Annotated in this window: 17 protein-coding genes; 11 read left to right on the forward strand and 6 right to left on the reverse strand. The window is 51.4% G+C overall.

All coding sequences use genetic code 11. The features are described from left to right. The 3 genes from BMX22_RS05785 (at position 1) to BMX22_RS16795 (ending at position 2,758) form a co-directional block, all read left to right on the forward strand. Entirely contained in the window at positions 1 to 999 is a 999-nt protein-coding gene (locus tag BMX22_RS05785; protein WP_074741508.1) for an alpha/beta hydrolase, read from the forward strand. A gap of 128 nt (positions 1,000 to 1,127) precedes the next feature. Beyond that, positions 1,128 to 2,573, forward strand: coding sequence for an aldo/keto reductase (locus BMX22_RS05790; protein WP_318259690.1), 1,446 nt, complete (start codon positions 1,128 to 1,130; stop codon positions 2,571 to 2,573). A gap of 8 nt (positions 2,574 to 2,581) precedes the next feature. After that, the gene (locus BMX22_RS16795; protein WP_318259691.1) at positions 2,582 to 2,758 is read left to right on the forward strand and encodes an NAD(P)H-dependent oxidoreductase; all 177 of its coding nucleotides are present in this window, start codon (positions 2,582 to 2,584) and stop codon (positions 2,756 to 2,758) included. A 317-nt stretch (positions 2,759 to 3,075) separates the two neighbouring features. On the opposite strand, the gene BMX22_RS05800 is transcribed toward BMX22_RS16795, so the two are convergent. Next, complete coding sequence (locus BMX22_RS05800; RefSeq protein WP_074741510.1) at positions 3,076 to 4,344, reverse strand: amidohydrolase family protein; 1,269 nt, start codon at positions 4,342 to 4,344, stop codon at positions 3,076 to 3,078. 211 nt (positions 4,345 to 4,555) lie between these two features. Between BMX22_RS05800 and BMX22_RS05805 the strand changes: the two genes are divergently transcribed. Beyond that, positions 4,556 to 5,803: an adenosylhomocysteinase gene (locus tag BMX22_RS05805; RefSeq protein WP_074741512.1), complete on the forward strand. Its 1,248-nt coding sequence runs from the start codon at positions 4,556 to 4,558 to the stop codon at positions 5,801 to 5,803. A gap of 234 nt (positions 5,804 to 6,037) precedes the next feature. After that, positions 6,038 to 8,152 (forward strand): HD-GYP domain-containing protein, encoded by a 2,115-nt coding sequence (locus BMX22_RS05810; RefSeq protein ID WP_074741514.1) that lies wholly within the window; start codon positions 6,038 to 6,040, stop codon positions 8,150 to 8,152. 100 nt (positions 8,153 to 8,252) lie between these two features. Here BMX22_RS05810 and BMX22_RS05815 read toward each other — a convergent pair whose 3' ends face one another. Together BMX22_RS05815 and ligA are read right to left on the reverse strand one after the other, a co-directional pair. Continuing rightward, complete coding sequence (locus BMX22_RS05815; RefSeq protein ID WP_074741516.1) at positions 8,253 to 8,600, reverse strand: arsenate reductase family protein; 348 nt, start codon at positions 8,598 to 8,600, stop codon at positions 8,253 to 8,255. A 12-nt stretch (positions 8,601 to 8,612) separates the two neighbouring features. Continuing rightward, complete coding sequence (ligA, locus tag BMX22_RS05820; RefSeq protein WP_074741518.1) at positions 8,613 to 10,595, reverse strand: NAD-dependent DNA ligase LigA; 1,983 nt, start codon at positions 10,593 to 10,595, stop codon at positions 8,613 to 8,615. Positions 10,596 to 10,988: 393 nt separating this feature from the next. Here ligA and BMX22_RS05825 point away from each other — a divergent pair, with 393 nt between their 5' ends. Both BMX22_RS05825 and sigK read left to right on the forward strand, forming a co-directional pair. After that, positions 10,989 to 11,696, forward strand: coding sequence for a sporulation initiation factor Spo0A C-terminal domain-containing protein (locus tag BMX22_RS05825; RefSeq protein ID WP_074741520.1), 708 nt, complete (start codon positions 10,989 to 10,991; stop codon positions 11,694 to 11,696). Positions 11,697 to 11,757: 61 nt separating this feature from the next. Further along, on the forward strand, positions 11,758 to 12,444 hold the full coding sequence (gene sigK, locus BMX22_RS05830; protein WP_074741522.1) for an RNA polymerase sporulation sigma factor SigK: 687 nt from the start codon (positions 11,758 to 11,760) through the stop codon (positions 12,442 to 12,444). 94 nt (positions 12,445 to 12,538) lie between these two features. Here sigK and BMX22_RS05835 read toward each other — a convergent pair whose 3' ends face one another. After that, on the reverse strand, positions 12,539 to 13,132 hold the full coding sequence (locus BMX22_RS05835; protein ID WP_074741524.1) for an AAA family ATPase: 594 nt from the start codon (positions 13,130 to 13,132) through the stop codon (positions 12,539 to 12,541). A gap of 15 nt (positions 13,133 to 13,147) precedes the next feature. Beyond that, complete coding sequence (locus BMX22_RS05840; RefSeq protein WP_074741526.1) at positions 13,148 to 14,509, reverse strand: SLC13 family permease; 1,362 nt, start codon at positions 14,507 to 14,509, stop codon at positions 13,148 to 13,150. Between the two features lie 619 nt (positions 14,510 to 15,128). Between BMX22_RS05840 and BMX22_RS05845 the strand changes: the two genes are divergently transcribed. Genes BMX22_RS05845 through BMX22_RS05860 form a run of 4 tightly spaced genes read left to right on the forward strand, consistent with a single transcriptional unit; the run spans position 15,129 to position 17,789 of the window. Then, the gene (locus tag BMX22_RS05845) at positions 15,129 to 15,569 is read left to right on the forward strand and encodes a GNAT family N-acetyltransferase (protein ID WP_074741528.1); all 441 of its coding nucleotides are present in this window, start codon (positions 15,129 to 15,131) and stop codon (positions 15,567 to 15,569) included. Positions 15,570 to 15,580: 11 nt separating this feature from the next. Beyond that, positions 15,581 to 16,321 (forward strand): glycosyltransferase, encoded by a 741-nt coding sequence (locus BMX22_RS05850; RefSeq protein WP_074741641.1) that lies wholly within the window; start codon positions 15,581 to 15,583, stop codon positions 16,319 to 16,321. Between the two features lie 14 nt (positions 16,322 to 16,335). Beyond that, on the forward strand, positions 16,336 to 17,265 hold the full coding sequence (locus BMX22_RS05855; RefSeq protein ID WP_074741530.1) for a calcium/sodium antiporter: 930 nt from the start codon (positions 16,336 to 16,338) through the stop codon (positions 17,263 to 17,265). An 11-nt stretch (positions 17,266 to 17,276) separates the two neighbouring features. Next, positions 17,277 to 17,789, forward strand: a complete 513-nt coding sequence (locus BMX22_RS05860; protein WP_318259693.1) for a cysteine hydrolase family protein — start codon at positions 17,277 to 17,279, stop codon at positions 17,787 to 17,789. A gap of 60 nt (positions 17,790 to 17,849) precedes the next feature. On the opposite strand, the gene BMX22_RS05865 is transcribed toward BMX22_RS05860, so the two are convergent. After that, entirely contained in the window at positions 17,850 to 18,890 is a 1,041-nt protein-coding gene (locus BMX22_RS05865) for a hypothetical protein (protein WP_074741532.1), read from the reverse strand. Positions 18,891 to 19,101: the final 211 nt, after the last annotated feature.

A 19,101-nucleotide genomic window follows, 5' to 3' on the forward strand; every position in this document is an offset into this window, starting at 1 on the left:
ATGAAAGATGAAATGCTTACTTTAACACAGGAATGGGACAAGACATTCCCCAAGTCCGACAAGGTTGACCACAACAAGGTTACTTTCCACAACCGCTACGGCATCACGCTCGCTGCCGATATGTACACTCCGAAAAACGCAGGCGGAAAGCTCCCTGCGATCGCCGTGTGCGGACCGTTCGGCGCAGTCAAGGAACAGTGCAGCGGTCTTTACGCACAGACACTTGCAGAGCGTGGATTTCTGACCATTGCATTCGACCCGTCCTTTACGGGTGAAAGCGGAGGACAGCCGAGATACATGGCTTCTCCCGACATCAACACGGAAGACTTTATGGCAGCGGTGGACTTTCTCTCAATTCAGGAGAATGTTGATCCCGATCGTATCGGTATCCTCGGTATCTGCGGTTGGGGCGGAATGGCACTGAATACAGCGGCACTGGATACCCGTATCAAGGCGACTGTTGCATCTACCATGTACGATATGACGAGAGTGAACGCAAAGGGCTATTTCGATGCAGATGACAGCGAGGAAAAACGTTTTGCTATGAAGCAGGCGCTTAATGCCCAGCGTATCAAGGATTACAAGTCCGGCGAGTATGAGCTGGGCGGCGGTGTGGTCGATCCTCTGCCGGAAGACGCTCCCTACTTTGTCAAGGACTACCACGCTTACTACAAGACCGAAAGAGGCTATCACCCCCGTTCGCTCAATTCCAACGGCGGCTGGAACAAGATCGGCTGTATGTCGTTCATCAATATGCCTATCCTGCAATACAGCAATGAGATACGCTCCGCCGTTATGATAATGCACGGCGACAAGGCACATTCTTTCTACTTCGGAAAAGATGCGTATGAGAATATGATAAACGGAAACAAGTACACCGACAACAAACAGCTTCTTGTGATAGAGGGGGCTTCGCACACAGACCTCTATGACGGCGGCGAGAATAACGCTATCCCATTCGACAAGCTCGAAGCGTTCTACAACGAATATCTCAGATGACCATCTGAGAGAAAGCGGCATTGCAAAGGCGGTGAGGAACATTTATGATTAAAGCAAGATTTTTAGCAGTTATTTCTTCTTTTCTTATGTTGACCGGGTGCGGCAGTTACTCAGAGGATAGTTCGGCTGTGACGGTGCAAAGTGACAGCAGCGTTTCATCTGTGGTCTCTGACAAACAAGAGGTCACAACCGCCGAACAACATGAAGAAAAGGAAGCTAATGGTATGCAGATAGCTGTAGGAGATAAGCAATTCCCTGTAAATTTGGAAAGCAGCGATACCGTCACAGCTTTAACGGAAATGCTGCCCCTGACGCTTGATATGTCTGAGCTGAACGGCAATGAGAAGTATTATTACCTTGATACATCTCTGCCTTCCTCGCCTGAAAAAGTCGGGAATATAAGCGAAGGTGATATAATGCTTTACGGCGATAGCTGTCTTGTGGTGTTTTACGAGAGCTTTGATACTCCATACAGCTATACAAAGATCGGGAATATTTCAGATACTTCGGGGCTTGCTGATGCACTCGGTAAAGACGGTGTGAACGTAACGTTTGAAATGAACGGCAGCCAAGATATCGAATACACCGTGCAGGATGTACGGAATCTCAATGATTTTCTTCTTGCGAAACCGACAGAAGAAGATTTGCGGGGAAAGCCTTACGATCTCGACAATGACGGTGTATGGAGCTTTTTTGACCTGTGCCTTATGAGAAGAAAAGTAATGGAGCAGCGAAATATGACAACAGAATTTGATTTTGAAAACAAGACTATATTGCTCAACAGCGGCTATGAAATGCCCATTCTTGGACTTGGTACATGGACACAGGACGATGATACTGCGGAAAACTCTGTCTACGAAGCGCTGAAAGACGGTTATCGGCTGATCGACACAGCGCAGTATTACGGTAATGAAACAGGTGTCGGCAAGGGCATTCAGAAAGCAATAGACGATGGCATCGTCACCCGTGAGAAGGTGTTTGTCACTACAAAGGTAATGCCGTCCAACTATGACAGAGCGTACAAATCTATTGACGATTCGCTTGAACGGCTCGGACTTGATTATATTGATCTGATGCTGATACACCAATCGGGAAGTAATGATACCGAGGTCTACAAAGCTCTGTGTCAGGGTGTAAAGGACGGAAAGCTGCGGTCGATTGGCATTTCCAACTATTATACCCTCGACGAATATGAGCGTGTCACATCGGGCGGTGAGATCAAGCCTGCGGTAGTTCAGAATGAAAATCATCCGTTTTATCAGAACACGCAGTTTCAAAAAGATATTGCCAAATACGGTACGGTGGTAGAATCATGGTATCCGTTCGGAGGCAGAGGTCATACGCAGGACTTGTTTGGTAATGAAACGATCACGGATATAGCAAAGGCACACGGCAAGACATCGGCACAAATAATACTCCGATGGCATTTGCAGGCAGGATATATTACGATACCCGGTTCACAGAATCCTGACCATATCCTTGAAAACATCAGTATCTTTGACTTTGAGCTGACCGATGCAGAAATGCAGAGAATGGCAGAACTGCATACAGGACAGCGATATGAAAATTGGTGAAGTGTGCTATGAATATACTTGTATTAAACGGAAGTCCCCGTCAAAATGGAAATACTGCAAAAATGGTCACAGCATTTTGTGAAGGGGCTGAATCATCAAGGCATATCGAAGTCAGTGAAAGAGAATCAAGAAACAGCGGATGTGCCATAAAAATTCGCTACACCTTTCAGCCAGAATGCCTGTGATGCTTTAATCACAAGCCTAAAAGAAAACCGAGTGGCTCATAACCACTCGGTTTACATAGGATTTTATAAAGTTCCGTTAAGGGGATAACACAGAAGGGTGTCCCTTCAGCCTGTTTCGTGGGTCACTGAGTTCAGAACGCAAGTTCGAGGCTCGGTGACCCGCTTTTTCCGTCAAGAATAGCGCACAGAGGGGAGCCCCCTCGGGCTGTTTCGTGGAATACCGAATGCGTAACGCAAGATCACAGCTCGGTGACCCGCTTTTTCCGTCAAGGATAGCGCACAATTTGCGTCCCTGATTATTTGTTCAATTTGTGTTTTTACAGGTATTTCTTCGCTATCCTGCGGACTTCGCTGTAGACACGCTCCCTGTCTATGGTGAGGAGCTCCCTGTCCTTCATCAGCATCTTGCCGTTGACCATCACCGATGCTACCTCCGAGCCGTTCGCCGAGTAGCACAGCGATGTGATGAGGTCGTTGTTCGGGAAAAGGGAAGTCGCCGTGAGGTCAAGGAATATGAGGTCCGCGCACGCTCCCTCGCTGATGATGCCGAGGCTTCCCTCCATTCCGAGCGCCTTTGCGGCATTCACGGTCGCCATGGTGAGGACCTCGTTTGCGCTGAGGAAGGTGCAGTCGCGCTCTGCGCCCTTGTGCATGAGCGAAAGCAGACTCATCTCGCGGAACATATTCAGCGTGTTATTGCTCGCGGTGCCGTCTGTGCCTATGCAGAGGTTCACCCCGCTCTCGCGGAATGCAGGTATCGGTGCTATGCCGTTGCCGAGCTTGGCATTGCTCGCGGGGTTTGTGACAACTGTCGCACCGCGCTTTTTAAGGAGCTCTATGTCGCCTTCACGCATCTGTACGCAGTGCGCAAGTATGCACTTGTCATCGAGAAAACCTGCTCTGTCGAGAAGTTCAACAGGCGATATGCCGTTCTTTTCATAGCAGCTCTCGACCTCGAACACGCTCTCGGATAGGTGGGTCTGCTTGAGAAGTCCCTCACGCGCGGCAAGCTCTGCGACCTGCGAGTAGAAACGCTCCGAGCAGCTGTATATCGCGTGGGGCGAGAGGATAAACCTTATCGTGTCAGACTCGTACTCGGCGCGCTCGCGGAGTGCCTGAGCAAGACGTTCCGCGCCGTCTCCGCCGATGTCGTCTCCGACGAGCCCGCGTCCGATGTATGCACGCAGTCCCGCCTCATTTGCGGCTTTGCATGACTGTCCCTCAAACATATGCATATCCGAGAAGCAGGTCGTGCCTGTCTCTATCATCTCTATCATGCCGAGGAGATTTGTCCAGTAGGCATCCTCCTTCTCTATTCTGTCCTCGACGGGCATGATTCGCTTGAACAACCACTCGTCAAAGCTGACATCATCGGCGTAGTTCCTGAACAGCGTCATGTATGCATGGGTGTGCATATTTATCAGACCCGGCATTATCAGGCGGTCTGATGCGTCGATGACCTCGTATTCGCCGCTGCTGCCGCTGTATGATATCTTCCCGTCAATGACGTAGATGTCCTTCTTCGAGGCTGTGAATACGCCGTTTTCGTATTCCGCAACATAGCCGTTGATTATTTTCTTGTTCATGGTCAACACTCCGTTTTTTCAGTATGCTTTGATTATAGCATACATTTTATCAAATAGCAAGTGCTTGCAGGATCAGCAAGCACCGTCGCGGGCGGCTGCGTTATACAAAAAAACTATCGCCCGTAAAAACTGAAAAATATCGTCCGCTGCCCTTGCATTCATCTTCATTTTATGTTAGAATATATCTATCACACCGAAAGGAAGTATTTCTATGAGTATTATCAGAGACCCCGCCCTCTGGGAGAGCGGCGAGAGAAAAATACAGTGGGTAAAGCAGAATATGCCCCTTCTAAGGAGCATTGAAGCAGATTTTCAACGTGACAAGCCCTTCGCGGGTCTGAAAGTCGCACTCTCTATCCATCTCGAGGCTAAGACTGCTTACCTCTGCAAGGTGCTCGCGGCAGGCGGCGCCGAAATGTACATCACGGGCAGCAACCCCCTCTCCACGCAGGACGACGTCGCCGCCGGACTCGTACACAGCGGACTCAACGTCTTTGCATGGCACGGCGCTACTCCCGAGGAGTACCACGCTCACCTCACCGAGGTCATTTCCGTTGGTCCGAACATCATCATCGACGACGGCGGCGACCTTGTCAATATGATACACACCGAGTACCCCGAGCTCATCCCCAATGTCATCGGCGGCTGCGAGGAGACCACTACCGGCATTATCCGCCTCATCGCAATGAACAAGGCGGGGCAGCTTAAATTCCCCATGGCGCTCGTCAATAACGCCGACTGCAAACACCTCTTCGATAACCGCTACGGTACGGGTCAGTCCGTGTGGGACGGCATAAACAGGACTACTAACCTCATCGTGGCAGGCAAGTACGTCGTAGTCGCAGGTTACGGCTGGTGCGGAAAGGGCGTTGCTATGCGTGCGAAGGGGCTCGGCGCAAAGGTCATCGTCACCGAGATAGACCCCATAAAGGCTATGGAGGCTGTTATGGACGGCTTCTCCGTTATGAAGATGGAGGAAGCCGCTAAAATCGGCGATTTCTTCGTTACTGTGACGGGCTGCAAGGACGTCATCACCGAGAACTCCTTCCTCAATATGAAGGACGGCGCTATCCTCTGCAATGCAGGTCATTTCGACTGCGAAGTCAGCGTAGCTTGGCTGAAGGCTAACGCTGTCGAGCAGTGGGAGGCACGCAATAACATTCAGGGCTACAGACTCGCAAACGGAAACAGCGTCTACGTCATCGGTGAGGGCAGACTCGTCAACCTCGCGGCAGGCGACGGTCACCCCGCTGAGATCATGGATATGTCCTTCGCGATACAGGCTCTCACGGCGGCATACCTTGCAAAAAACAGGAACAATCTCAACGAGAAGCTCATTCAGGTGCCGCGTGAGGTCGACATTGAAGTCGCCGAGCGTAAACTCCGCTTCTGGGGAATAGAGATAGACAAGCTCTCGCCCGAGCAGGAGGAATACCTCAACAGCTGGCAGGCTGAATAAATGATACGAAATGGCAGGCTCAGGTCTGCCATTTTTTATGGTCTACCGCAGGTCTGTTCGGGTGTTGGCGGGGTCATGGCGTACGACCAGTGGCCGTACCTACAGGATCCAGACGATAACAGCAATGGAGCACAGAATGCACCATACACCAGTTTTTTTAGTTGAAGATATTGCTATTTTCCGAATCATATGCTATAATATATAATATATATATGCTTTATGGGGTGAAGTATTATGAGTCAGACTGAAACAGGCAGAAAACAGAATCCTGCCTATGTCATTACACTTTGCGCGGTTTGCTTCGGGCTGAATATGCTCGGCGCTCTCATCTGCGGCAAATTCGGGGTCAGTATGTACCTTGACACTGTGGGAACAGTGCTCGCGGCTGTGTGCGGAGGCTATATCCCTGGCATTCTCGTTGCGTTCTGTACCACCTTTATCAAGGGTATCTCCGACCATGATGCGCTTTACTACAGCCTCGTCGGGATGCTCATGGGAGTATGCGGCGCCTTCTTCTCAAAGCATAAGTTCTTCAATAACTTCTTCAGGACCGTCGCTACGATCCCTGTTTTTACGATCGTCGCTGTGATACCCGACAGCATTCTGACATGGTTCCTCTATCCCGAGAACCAGACCACCTTCGCTGAGCAGCTCGCCTCTGACTTCAGGATCGAGCTCGCTGACAAGTCCGTGACCGTTATCATCGTATTCCTGATATTTATTCTGCTGCCGAAAAAGCTGCTGAAATTGTTCCGCTATCAGGTGCTGTATCAGGCTCCGCTCACCGACGATGTGGCTAAAGCCGTTCGCAAGAGCCGTTCGCGCTCACTCTCCATCAACATCAAAATTGCTCTGATACTTACCCTTGCCTCGTTCCTTATTGCGGGCTCGTCCACGGTGATAAGCTTCGTACTCTACAGGGACGCCACTATCCATGACCACGAAAGCATTGCAACGGGTGTAGCAGAGGTCGTCGCGGGGACTATCGACGCGGACAGAGTCGATGAATTCATTGCCAAGGGCAGCGCTGCCGAGGGCTACGACGAGACCGAAGAAAAGCTCTATATGCTACGCGAGAGCCATGTCGATATCCTCTATATCTACGTCTACAAGATTGAGGAGGACGGCTGCCACGTCGTTTTCGACCTCGATACCGACGAAGTCAAAGGCTCTGAAGCGGGCGATGTCATGCCGTTCGACGATTCATTCACCCACCTTGTGCCCGAACTCCTCGCGGGCAAGCCTATCGACCCGATCATCACTAACGACTCATTCGGCTGGCTGATGACTGTCTATCAGCCTGTCTACGACAGCAGCGGAAACTGCGTCTGCTATGCTGCCGCCGATGTTTCCATGAACGACATCGTCGCCTATCAGAACCGCTTCATCGCGAAGCTCATTGCACTGTTCATCGGCTTTTTCATCATCATTATCGCAATAAGCCTCTGGTTCGTTCGCAGCAACCTCCTGACTCCCGTTAATACTATCGCCTACAGTGCGGGCGCTTTTGCCTTCAACAGCGACGGTGCGCTCGAGGAGAGCGTCGAGCGTCTCAGAAAGCTCGATATACGCACGGGCGATGAGATAGAGAATCTCTATCTTGCCTTCCTCAAAACCACTGAGGACAGCCTCAGATATGTCGAGGATATCGAGAAAAAGACCGAGACTATCTCCAAAATGCAGAACGGTCTGATCATGGTCCTCGCCGACCTCGTCGAGAGCCGTGATAAGTGTACAGGCGACCACGTCCGCAAGACAGCTGCCTATGCGCGCATAATCATGACCGAAATGAAGAAGCGCGGTTTCTACCCCGAGCTTCTCACAGACGAATTCATAAACGACGTTATGAATGCCGCTCCGCTCCATGATATCGGCAAAATACACGTTTCCGACATGATACTCAACAAGCCTGCAAAGCTGAACGATGAGGAATTCAGACAGATGCAGTCGCATACGACTCTCGGAAGCAGGATCATCGACCGTGCTATAGAGATAGTGCCCGATTCGCCGTACCTCCATGAGGCTAAAAACCTCTCCGAGTATCACCACGAAAAATGGAACGGCAAGGGTTATCCGCACGGTATCAGCGGCGAGGATATCCCTCTTTCGGCACGTATAATGGCTGTGGCAGACGTTTTCGATGCGCTCGTCTCGCGCAGGAGCTATAAGCCGCCGTTCAGCGTGGAGAAGGCTATGGACATAATCCGCAGTGACGCGGGTACCCACTTTGACCCGCTCGTTGCCGAGGCTTTCATATCTGCCGAGGACGAGATTCGCAAGGTAGCCGAGGAGTTCGGAAGTGCCGAATACTCCAAGGACGAAAACACGGATACAACTGAACCGAAATAAGTAAAACGGGCGGACGGATACTCCCCTGCACCATGACAAATTGTTGTCATGCCGCGGGGCGCTTTCCGAACGCCCGTTATCTGTTGCGTCAGTATCAGGATCAGAGAAGTGTTTCCCACTCGCTCTCCTTGAAGCCCACAAGCACTCTGTCTCCGTCTATGAGGAGAGGGCGCTTCACAAGCATACCGTCAGTCGCGAGCAGGCGGAGCTGCTCCTCCTCGCTCATCGTCGGGAGCTTGTCCTTGAGTTCCATGGACTTGTAAAGAAGTCCGCTCGTATTGAAGAAGCGCTTGAGCGGCAGTCCGCTCTTTGCGTACCATTCGGTGAGTTCTTCATACGTGGGATTCACCGCCTTGATGTCGCGGTGCTCATACTTCATGCCCTTGCCGTCGAGCCACTTCTGCGCCTTCTGACAGGTCGTACACTTGGGATAACATATAAAAAGCATGGGATCTCCTCCTTAATTCGTCTTTTCGAGCAGCTCTGCCTCGGAGAGTACCGCTATGCCGAGCTCCTGCGCCTTTGTAAGCTTGCTGCCTGCGTCCTCGCCTGCAACTACGTAATTCGTCTTCTTCGACACCGAGCCCGAGACCTTGCCGCCGTAGCTCTCTATCAGCGCCTTTGCTTCGTCGCGTTTCATCGTTGGGAGCGTACCCGTCAGTACGAAGGTCAGCCCCGCAAAGCGGTCGTCGCCCGTGGTCTGCTTCTCGTAAGTCATCTCTACTCCCGCTGCTTTCAACCTGCCGATTAGTTCGCGCATATGCGGCTCGCCGAGCGCTTTGACCACGCTCTCTGCCATGACCTCGCCAAAGCCGTCTATCTCCGCTATTCTGTCCTTGTCGGCAGCAAGGAGGCTGTCCATGTCGCCGAATCTCTCACTCAGCAGCACTGCCGCGCGCCTGCCTATATTGCGGATGCCGAGCGCGTGTATCAGCCTGTCGAGCCCTGCCTGCTTTGAAGCGGCTATCGCGGCAATGAGATTGTCGGCGGATTTCTCCGCGAATCTGTCGAGCGAAACGAGCTTGTCCCTGTCGAGCGCGTACAGGTCGGCGGGCGACTTAACAAGCCCTGTCTCCGTAAGGAGCTTCATGTTCGCGGGGCCGAGACCGTCGATGTTCATCGCCTCCTTCGAGGCATAGTGTATCAGATTCTTCAGCAGCTGCGCGGGACACTCCACATTCGGGCAGCGCAGCACGCTCTCGCCCTCCTCACGGACGGACGGGGTCCCGCATATGGGACAGACCGCGGGCAGTCTGAATGCCGATGAGCCTTCCTTATGAGTCACGGAGCGCAGTACCTCGGGGATTATCTCTCCTGCTTTGCGGACTACTATTGTATCTCCGATACGTATATCCTTTTCGTCGATGAAGTCCTGATTGTGCAGAACAGCACGTGATACTGCCGTTCCTGCGAGTATGATGGAGTCAAACACTGCCACGGGCGTGATGGCTCCCGTGCGTCCGACGTTGACCTCTATGTCGCGCAGGATGGTCTCCTTCTCCTCGGGCGGGTATTTGTAGGCGACCGCCCACTTCGGGGTCTTTGCAGTGGCTCCCATAATATCGCGCTGCGCAAGGTCGTTGACCTTGATGACTACGCCGTCGATATCAAAGGAGAAGTCCGCACGCTCATTGCCGATACGCTCTATCTCAGCCTTTATCTCAGCGGTCTTGGTACACTTCCTGTATGTCGGGACGGTCTTGAAACCAAGCGTGCGAAGGTAGTCCAGCGACTCGGTGTGACTCGCAAACTCCCGTCCCCTCACCTGCTGAACATTGAAAATGAACATATCGAGCTTGCGGCCCGCGGTTATCTTCGGGTCCTTCTGCCTCAGCGAGCCTGCTGCCGCATTACGCGGATTCTTGAACGGCTGCTCGCCCTCAAGCTCCTGCTGCTCGACGAGCTCGAAGAAGCTCGCGCGCGGCATATAGACCTCTCCCCTCACCTCGAGAAACTCGGGAGCGTCCTTCAGCCTCAGCGGGATAGAACGGATAGTCCTGATGTTGGCGGTAACGTCCTCGCCGACGAAGCCGTCTCCGCGTGTGGAGCCGCGCGTCAGTACGCCGTCGGTGTACTCAAGAGATACAGATAATCCGTCTATCTTCGGCTCGACCGAGTATTCCGGCGACGTTAGCTGCTCATTACACCGCTCGACAAAGGCGTCGACCTGCTCGAGCGAAAAGACATCCTGCAGGCTCGCCATCTGCACGGCGTGCTCGACCTTCGCGAATTTGCCCGATGCCATGCCCCCGACTCTCTGCGTGGGTGATGACGGGCTGACAAGCTCGGGAAACTCAGCTTCTATGGCTTTGAGCTCCTGCATGAGCATATCAAATTCGTAGTCGCTGACCTCGGGGTCATCAAGGACGTAGTACTGGTATGTGTATTTGTCAAGCAGCTCGGTGAGCTCCTCTGCGCGTTTTCTTGCCTGTGAGATATCCATGGCTGTTTCCTCCGATATACTGAAATCCCGACCTTATTAATCTGACGTGCAAGTTCCTGTAGTGTAATGGATTTGCGCTCCCTTAACGAAGTTCGGGCTATTACCGCCTGACGGCGGTCGTTGTGAACACACTTATTATATCACATTTTTTTTAATTTTTCAAGAATGATATCCCGCTCGAGGCAATCCTCTGATGTGTGATAAAGCAGAAAAGTCTGTAAGATGTACTCTGCCGATTTGCCTGTATACAGCCTTTTCCTCATTTTTCGACACTCACACTCACTTTTTTGTTGACAAAAAAATCCTGATATACTATGATACAATTAGATATTTGTGCGCATACGTCGCTGTGTGTGCGACAACATTTTTTTAGGATAGCGAGTGACAAATCATATGAAATACAGCCTCCTTACTGGGGATAATATCGGCGGAATAGGCTGGAATCTTTCCAATGCGCTCGGCAATCTGGGCTGCTCGATAATCCGCTGCAGCAACTTGTTCACTGAGCTTGCTGGCAAATGTGCTGAATATAAGCCCGACGCACTGGTCTTCTTTGTCACCAGCGAAAGCGAGGAGCTCTTCTCGTTCGTCGATAAAATGGTCAGTGAGTACCCGAATATGAAGATCTTTGTCCTGTCTTATGTCAAATCATTTCAGATGAGAAGAAGATTTGAGGCTGCGGGTATTACCAATTTTTTCCTCATGCCTGACCTGCTCAGCGAGATATGCAAGTACATTGTCATTGACCTGCTCCCCGCCGATGAACAGCATCTTATGCTCGATATTATGAGCTATCTCGGCTCTAAAGGCATTTCGACCCTGAACTCGGGTTTTATCACCATGTGTATTGCTATGAAGCTCTGCATTCTCGAGCCAGGTCTGATAAAAAAGATCACTCTCAGGCTTTATCCCTGTATCGCGGAAGAGCTCGGTTCTACTCCCGAATCTGTCGATCAGCGCCTGCGCCGATTCAGTAAATCATTAAATAATAACGGCGTGCGCTTCAAACAGTATAACGGTAAATACCCTGTCAGCAACTCACGTATGATAAAGCTTGCACTTGAGGAGTTCAATGAGCTGTACCACTCCTATACGGAGTAGATCCTTTAGCTTCGGAAATATTGTACAAACTCCTCTGCATATCATTTCTCGAGGTGATATGATGTTTCTTGAACTGCTGAAAAGTCTTTTTTTCTTCGCCCTCCATGTTGACAATACCTGCGTTTTCCCTAAGCCGCTCACGAAAAAGGATGAGCAGGAATGCTTCAGGAGAATGTCCGAGGGCGATAAAACCGCAAAAAATAAGCTGATCGAGCACAATCTCCGCCTTGTTGCTCATATCGTTAAAAAGTATACCCAGTCCGCCGCCGAGCAGGATGAGCTCATTTCCGTTGGCACTATCGGGCTGATAAAGGCTGTGTCCTCCTTCGACTACACCAAAGGTGCCAAGTTCGCGACATATGCGAGCAGGTGTATCGAAAATGAGATACTGATGAATTTCCGTGCCGCTAAAAAGTCTGCCGGCGATGTTTACATCAATGAGCCCGTCGAGACCGACAAGGACGGCAATACCATGACCCTCATCGACATCATTGACGACGGCATCGACATCCACGAACAGGTCGAGCTCACGATACGCTCTAAGCAGCTCTACCGCTTCCTCGCAAGCTGTCTCGATGAACGCGAGACTGAGCTGATCGTCTACCGCTACGGGCTGTACGGTCAAGCTCCGCATACTCAGAACGAGACGGCTGAAAAGCTCGGGATATCACGCTCCTATGTCTCACGTATAGAAAAGCGCGCGATCCAAAAACTGAAAAAGATGTACGATAACTCTCCTCTGACCTAAATATGAAGATGAAATAAGGCACAAATTTACCCGTTCACACTTCATGCCCGAAAAAAAAGCCATAAAGATGCTGACGCTTCTTTATGGCTTTTTATCATTCTCCGATACGTGCTCTCACGTACTTTTCAAGGTAATCAACCGTGCCGTCTATCCCGAGTCGCGAGCTGTTGATAGACAGGTCATAGAGACGCGAATCACCCCAGTGCATATGCACGTGGTAATTGTGGTAGCGCTTTCTCTTCTTGTCCTTCTTCTCAATGAAGCTCTTGGCTTCATGCTCGGACATCTCGTATATTTCCATTACTCGCTTTATCTTCGCGTCCATGTCGCCGAGGATAAACAGGGAAACAAGTCCGTCGAAGTCTCGGAGCTTGGTCTCGGAGCACCTTCCGACAACAACGAATGACTCTCCGCTCTCTGCCTTCTTGCGGATGAAGTCGAACTGCATCTCTGCGATGTTGTCCTCTATCGAGTTGCTGAAGCCGCGCACTCTTCTCGAGATTAGACGCGAATTAGGCGCCTCGTTGAGCTTCTCTATCTCCTCGGGTGACATACCTGTCTTGTTGGCTATCTCGGTGATAAGATGACGGTCATATATCGGGATATCGAATCTCTTGGCAAGAGCCTCCGCGATAACGCGTCCGCCGCTTCCGAACTCACGTCCGACTGATATTATTAGCTGTGACATAGTTTTCCTCCCTTATCAAAGATATCTTACGAACAGGTAAACTGTGGATATAGCGAGAACTATTACGGTTGCAGGGGCGAGCTTCTTGCAGTATCTGCCCCAGCTTATGGGATAGCCGTTCTTTGCTGCGACGGATGTACCGACTACGTTTGCGGAGGCTCCGATAGGAGTAGCGCTGCCGCCGATATCCGTACCGAGCGAGAGTGCCCACGCGAGTGTATGCTGGTCGGCGCCGCTTGCGGTAACTATGGGGGCAAGGCTCTGTATTACAGGCACCATTGTCGCCGCGAAGGGGATGTTGTCTACGAATGCGCTGGCTATTGCCGACAGCCACAGTATGATGGCTACCATGAGCATGATGTTTCCGCCTGAGATGTCGCTGATGAAGTCCGCGATGTATTTCAGTATGCCCGTTTCTTCAAGTCCGCATACGACGATGAACAGTCCTATGAAGAAAACCAGAGTCTTGTAGTCGACCTTTTTGAGCAGCTCGAGCGCGTGCTTGGCATTTGCGATTAGCGTTATCGCTGCGATGAATGTGCCTATCGCTGCTACGGTAAGGTGAGTCATGGAATGTGTCACAAGGAGCACTACCGCAATGCCGAAAATGATGCTGCTGAGAATGAAGCTTGTCTTGTCGGTGATAGCCTCCGACGGCTTCGGGAGCTTGGACATATCCACAGGCTCTGTGCTCTTGGAGACGAGCTCCTTGCGGAAGACTATGTAGAAGAACACGACGCAGACAACGAGCGAGATGCCCGCAGCTGCTCCTGTATTCATCAGGAAGTCGAAGAACGAGAAGCCCATTGATGTGCCGACGATGATGTTCGGCGGGTCGCCGCACATCGTGGCTGAACCGCCGAGGTTGGCGCAGAATATCTCCGAAAGTATCATCGGGATAGGATTGAATTTGAGAAGCTGTGCAAGCTCAACGGTCACTGCCGCAAGGAACATGATGACCGTGATGCTGTCGATGAACATCGAGAGCACCGCCGACATTACCATGAATGTTATGAATATCGGTATCGTCCTGCACTTTACGAGGTAGGCTATCCTCATGCACAGCCAGCGGAAAAAGCCTGCCTTTGCCATGCCCTCGACCATTATCATCATCCCTGCGATGAACACTATGGTCGCCCAGTTGATACCCTTGCTCTCACTCTCGGTTACCTGATACCAGAACTCCTTTGCCGCGAAATCCTTGACAGCGATAGTGTTCCAGATAGCTGTCCAGCTCCTCATGCAGATACCGAAAACGATGACCAGCGTGAGAAGTCCGCAGCCGAGCGTGACGATGTGCCGCTCTATCTTGTCCCAGACGATTAGCAGGAACATTGCGACGAAAATGACTATGGCAAAAATCTGTGCTGCCAGCATAAATAACCTCCTGTTTGATATGCAAGCCTTTAGCTCTTAGCCTTTAGCCTTTAGCTTTCGGTATCGCCTGACGGCGATTTTTTGAATGATCCGCGACAGCGGACACCACGAGCTAATGGCTAACGGCTAATGGCTAACAGCTTAAATGTATATGCATTAGCCGTATCCCCTGCTGTTGCAGGAAAAAATCGAACCAAATCGAATTATAGCACAATCAGCCTCTTTATTCAAGAGAAAACCGATTTAAAGTAAAATTTCTGCATTTGAGCCTCAAACTTTCTCGAAAGGAAGCTTTTTTTGTGCATTTTGCCGTCGCAAACGGCGGTTACAGCGCGGGCTTTGACAGCACGCAGTCCAAAGTAAAAGAATGAACATAAGCTGACCGTATTGCCAATACCTCCTCTTTATGTTATAATATATATAGGCAACACCGCACAAAGCCCGCCTGAAGGCTTTGTACTGGATATGCTTGCATATTTTCCGTCATCTTGCACAGAAATTCCTTGACATACGTCAGTATGCCTGCGGAATTTCTATACAATCTGACGAAAAATCTGTCGGCGCATCTCCAGCACAAGCTTTGTGCGGTATTGCCTATACTTTTTTCGGAGGTTCGGGTATGGACATAATCAAGCTCGGTGCCGACAGATTCGGCGAGATAAAACTGCTCTTCCGTGACGTTTTCATGAATGAGCCGTGGTGCGACGACTGGAGCGATGACATTCAGCTCACAGAGTATCTGCTCGACCTCACAGGCAACAGGAACTCCCTCGCGTTCGGTCTCTTCGACGAGGACAAACTCGTCGGGATCGCGCTCGGCAGCATCATGCACTGGTGTTCGGGCACCGAATACTACATCTATGAGTTCTGTATAAGCCGCTCCCGACAGCATGAGGGGCTCGGGACTGTCTTCCTTCACGGTATCGAGGACATCGTCAGGGATATGAGGATAGACCATATCTTCCTACAGACCGAAAAAAATGTCCCCGCTTACGATTTCTACAGAAAAAACGGTTTCACCGAGCTTGAGGGTCATGTATCACTCGTTCACAAGCTATGACAGGTATGGATATGAGAAAAAAAAGAACGGTATCGGTCGTGATACCTGCACATAATGAGGAGCGCTTCGTTGCGCGGTGTATCGGCTCCATCCGCGAGGCTGCCGAGTTCTACGGCGGAGAGGTAGAGATCATCGTCGTCTGCAACCGCTGCACGGACAATACTGCCGACATCGCCCGTGAACTCGGAGCGAGGGTGCTCCTCAATGAGGACAGATGTATCGCTAAAGTCCGCAATGCAGGCATTTTCGCCGCAAACTGCGACGTTGTCATGACCATTGACTGCGACAACCGTATGACCCGCGGAACGATAAGAGAAGCTGTCCGTCTGCTCAATTCGGGAAAATTCATCGGCGGAGGTGCTCCCATCCGCTTCGAGCGGTATTCGCTCCCGCTTCACCTCAACGATCTGCTCTGCCGCGTGTCGTTTGCCGCTACAGGGCTGTACTGCGGTATCTTCTGGGCGGAGAAAAGTACGTTCACCGAGGTCGGCGGCTTCACAGAGAAAAAAGCTATGGAAGATGCTGCTACGGCAAAACGGCTCAAAGCCTTCGGAAAAGCAATGGGCAAGCGCTATACGGTGCTCCGACATAACTGCCTCATCAATTCTACCCGCAAGTACGATGACCTCGGAGACTGGCTGTACCTGCGTCTGATGATACAAAATGCGGGCGCGTTCGTGAGGGCTGCGCTCGGGAACAGAACTGACCTCGACAAGCTGCTCGACAGGCTGTTCTATGACTATAACGGATAATAAAGGAGACATTTATGCTGAAATATCTACTGCTCGTCGGCGGATTCTTCCTGCTGATAAAAGGTGCCGACCTCTTCGTCGACGGAAGCTCCGCTGCTGCGAAAATGCTCAAGGTCTCGCCTCTCGTCATCGGCATGACTATCGTTGCTATGGGTACGAGCCTGCCGGAAACTTCGGTCAGCGTCAGCGCTGCCATCGCCGGCAAGAATGAACTCGCGATAAGCAATGTCGTCGGGTCGAACATTTTCAATCTCATGGTCGTCTGCGGAATGTGCGCGCTGCTCTGTCCGCTGAAAATAGACGGTCTGTCGCTCAAACGCGACTTCCCGTTCTCGATAGGCATCGCAGGACTTCTTATGCTGCTCGGACGACCTGATAAGACGGTCGGTCACATCGACGGCGTCATTCTTCTTGTCGTGTTCATTGGCTTCCTCGTTATCATGATAGGCACTGCAAGAAAGCAGGATGCCTCGGCGGATGATGAATTCAAGACTATGCCTGTCTGGAAGCTGGTGCTGTTCATCATCATCGGTATGGCGGCTATCGCTGCCGGCGGTAAAATGGTGGTTTCGGGTGCATCCGACATCGCCCGCAGATTCGGTATGTCCGACAACCTCATCGGTATGACGGTGGTCGCACTCGGAACGAGCCTCCCCGAGCTCGTAACGTCGATGGTCGCCGCTAAGAAAAATGAGGTCGATATGGCTCTCGGAAACGTCATCGGCTCGAACATCTTCAATATCCTGTTCGTGCTCGGAGTCGCAGCTGCGATACATCCCGTGGAATTCACTATGCTGAACTTCATAGATACGGCTGTCCTTATTCTGATGAGCGGGCTGGTGCTCCTCTTGTGCTTCAGGTCGAAAAAGCTCGTCAGGTGGCAGGGAGCAGTAATGCTCGTGCTCTATGCGGGATATACAGCTTACATCATCAACCGTGGATAAGGAGTGATTATATGAAAACTGCTCTCATCGTTATAGATATGCAGAACGACTACCTCTGCGACAAGCGCAAGCCGCGCTTTACCTATGATACGGACAAGCTCGTCGGCGACGTTAACGCGCTGATACATGAGTACCGCGACAATGGGTGTGAGGTCATTTATATCCGACACATTATTCAGAACCTCCCTACGAACCGTCTCCTCTTCGGCTACTCAATAGCGGGGACGGAGGGTGCCGAGCTCTACGGCGGGCTCGATATCGTCTCCGAACACATCTTCGACAAACTCGTCGGCGACGCGCTCTCAAACAAGCAGCTCCGCGAACTGATACAGCAAAAGGGCATTGATATGCTGCACCTCTGCGGACTGGACGAGTGCGGCTGCGTGACCTCAACTGCTCTCGGTGCCGCAAAGCGCGGTATCAAGGCGGAGATACTCCGCAGAGGCACTGTTTCGGTCTTCCCCGCAAAGAAGATAGAAAAGGCGCATCAAAAGCTTGAAAAAGCAGGTATAAGGTTCATATAAGTACAAAAGCCAAGGAACATCAGTCCCTTGGCTTTGTTTTTAGGCACACTGCGCTGCTTCCTATAGTCTGAACAATTGCTCACCGTGCAATGGATCGAACTTCCTCAGCCGAAGCTTGCCGTCCTTGACCTCGAGCACGCGCCCATCACTGTCCTTTGCGGGCGAGAGCGTGAACAAGCCGTCGTGACGGTGTGCGGCGTAAAACACCATATCCGTGACGTTGACCTTCGATTCGGGCGAGGGGTTGACTCCGTGGAGTATCAGCCCCTTCTCCGTTATCTTTACCGTCATCACGTCCGTGCCCTTCAGCAGTCGGCAGCCCGAGCCGTTGAGGATATAGTGCGCCTCACGCTCCTTGGCGGTGAGGTCTTCGTAAAACCGCATAAGAAATGCACATATCACTCGCTCCGTGCGGAGAAGGTGCTCCTTTACGGCTTCGACGGGGTCTGCTTCTACGGCGGTAAGTCCGCCTGCTGTCTCGAGGACTATCTTATTGAGGTCGTCTGCAAATGTCGCACGCGACTCAAACAGCTTAGGGAGTTTCTCGGGCGTCTGCTCGGGGACGAGCTCGGGATATATCGCTTTGGCAAGGCGCTCATATCCCTTGTGGAAACTCCTGCCGAGCGAGTAATACGTCATTGAGGCAGTGTGGGGTAGACAGCACATATCCGATATCATATGCACCGCTCGCCCGAGAAATCTGCCGCACTCGTCAATATAGCCCGCGTGCTGCATGGTGAGTGCCATTGTATAGTCCTCCTCAAACATGGTACGGGCACTCTTGGTATGCTTCTTGACGCCGTTGCGGTAGTAGGAGTTGACCATTTTCATCTCCTTGCCGCTCAGGCTAAGCGCACAGTAATAGTGACGCCCCATGCCGTTTTCGTAGTCGCCCTTTCTGTCGGGACGCTTGGCGTAGGGCATCAGCGTTTTCATCATCGGTGCGAAGAAATCCTCTGTTTCGGGATATAGCTTCTTCAATATCACAAGCGAACGCAGGAGCAGTGTCCTGTGTACACACTTGGGTTCGGCAGTCCTCTCCGAGAGGTATCTGTCCGCAAGCTCGCGCATAGTTTTTGCTGTAGTTTGTATAACGCTCATTGCCGGCTCCTTTCGCCAATTACTTCAGGCAACGCCTCACAAAGACCGCCTGACGGCTTTGCACCGAATCTGCTTGGATATTCTCCGTCATCCTGCACGGAAAGTCCATTGACATACATCGGTATGCCTGCGGTCTTTCTGTACATCTGACAAATGATCCCACTGTGCCGGTTCATCACGATCTTTGTGCGGTGTTGTCTTTACCATTTTT

The organism is Ruminococcus sp. YRD2003 (genome assembly GCA_900109435.1).
Taxonomy (GTDB): Bacteria; Bacillota; Clostridia; order Oscillospirales; family Ruminococcaceae; genus Ruminococcus; species Ruminococcus flavefaciens_G.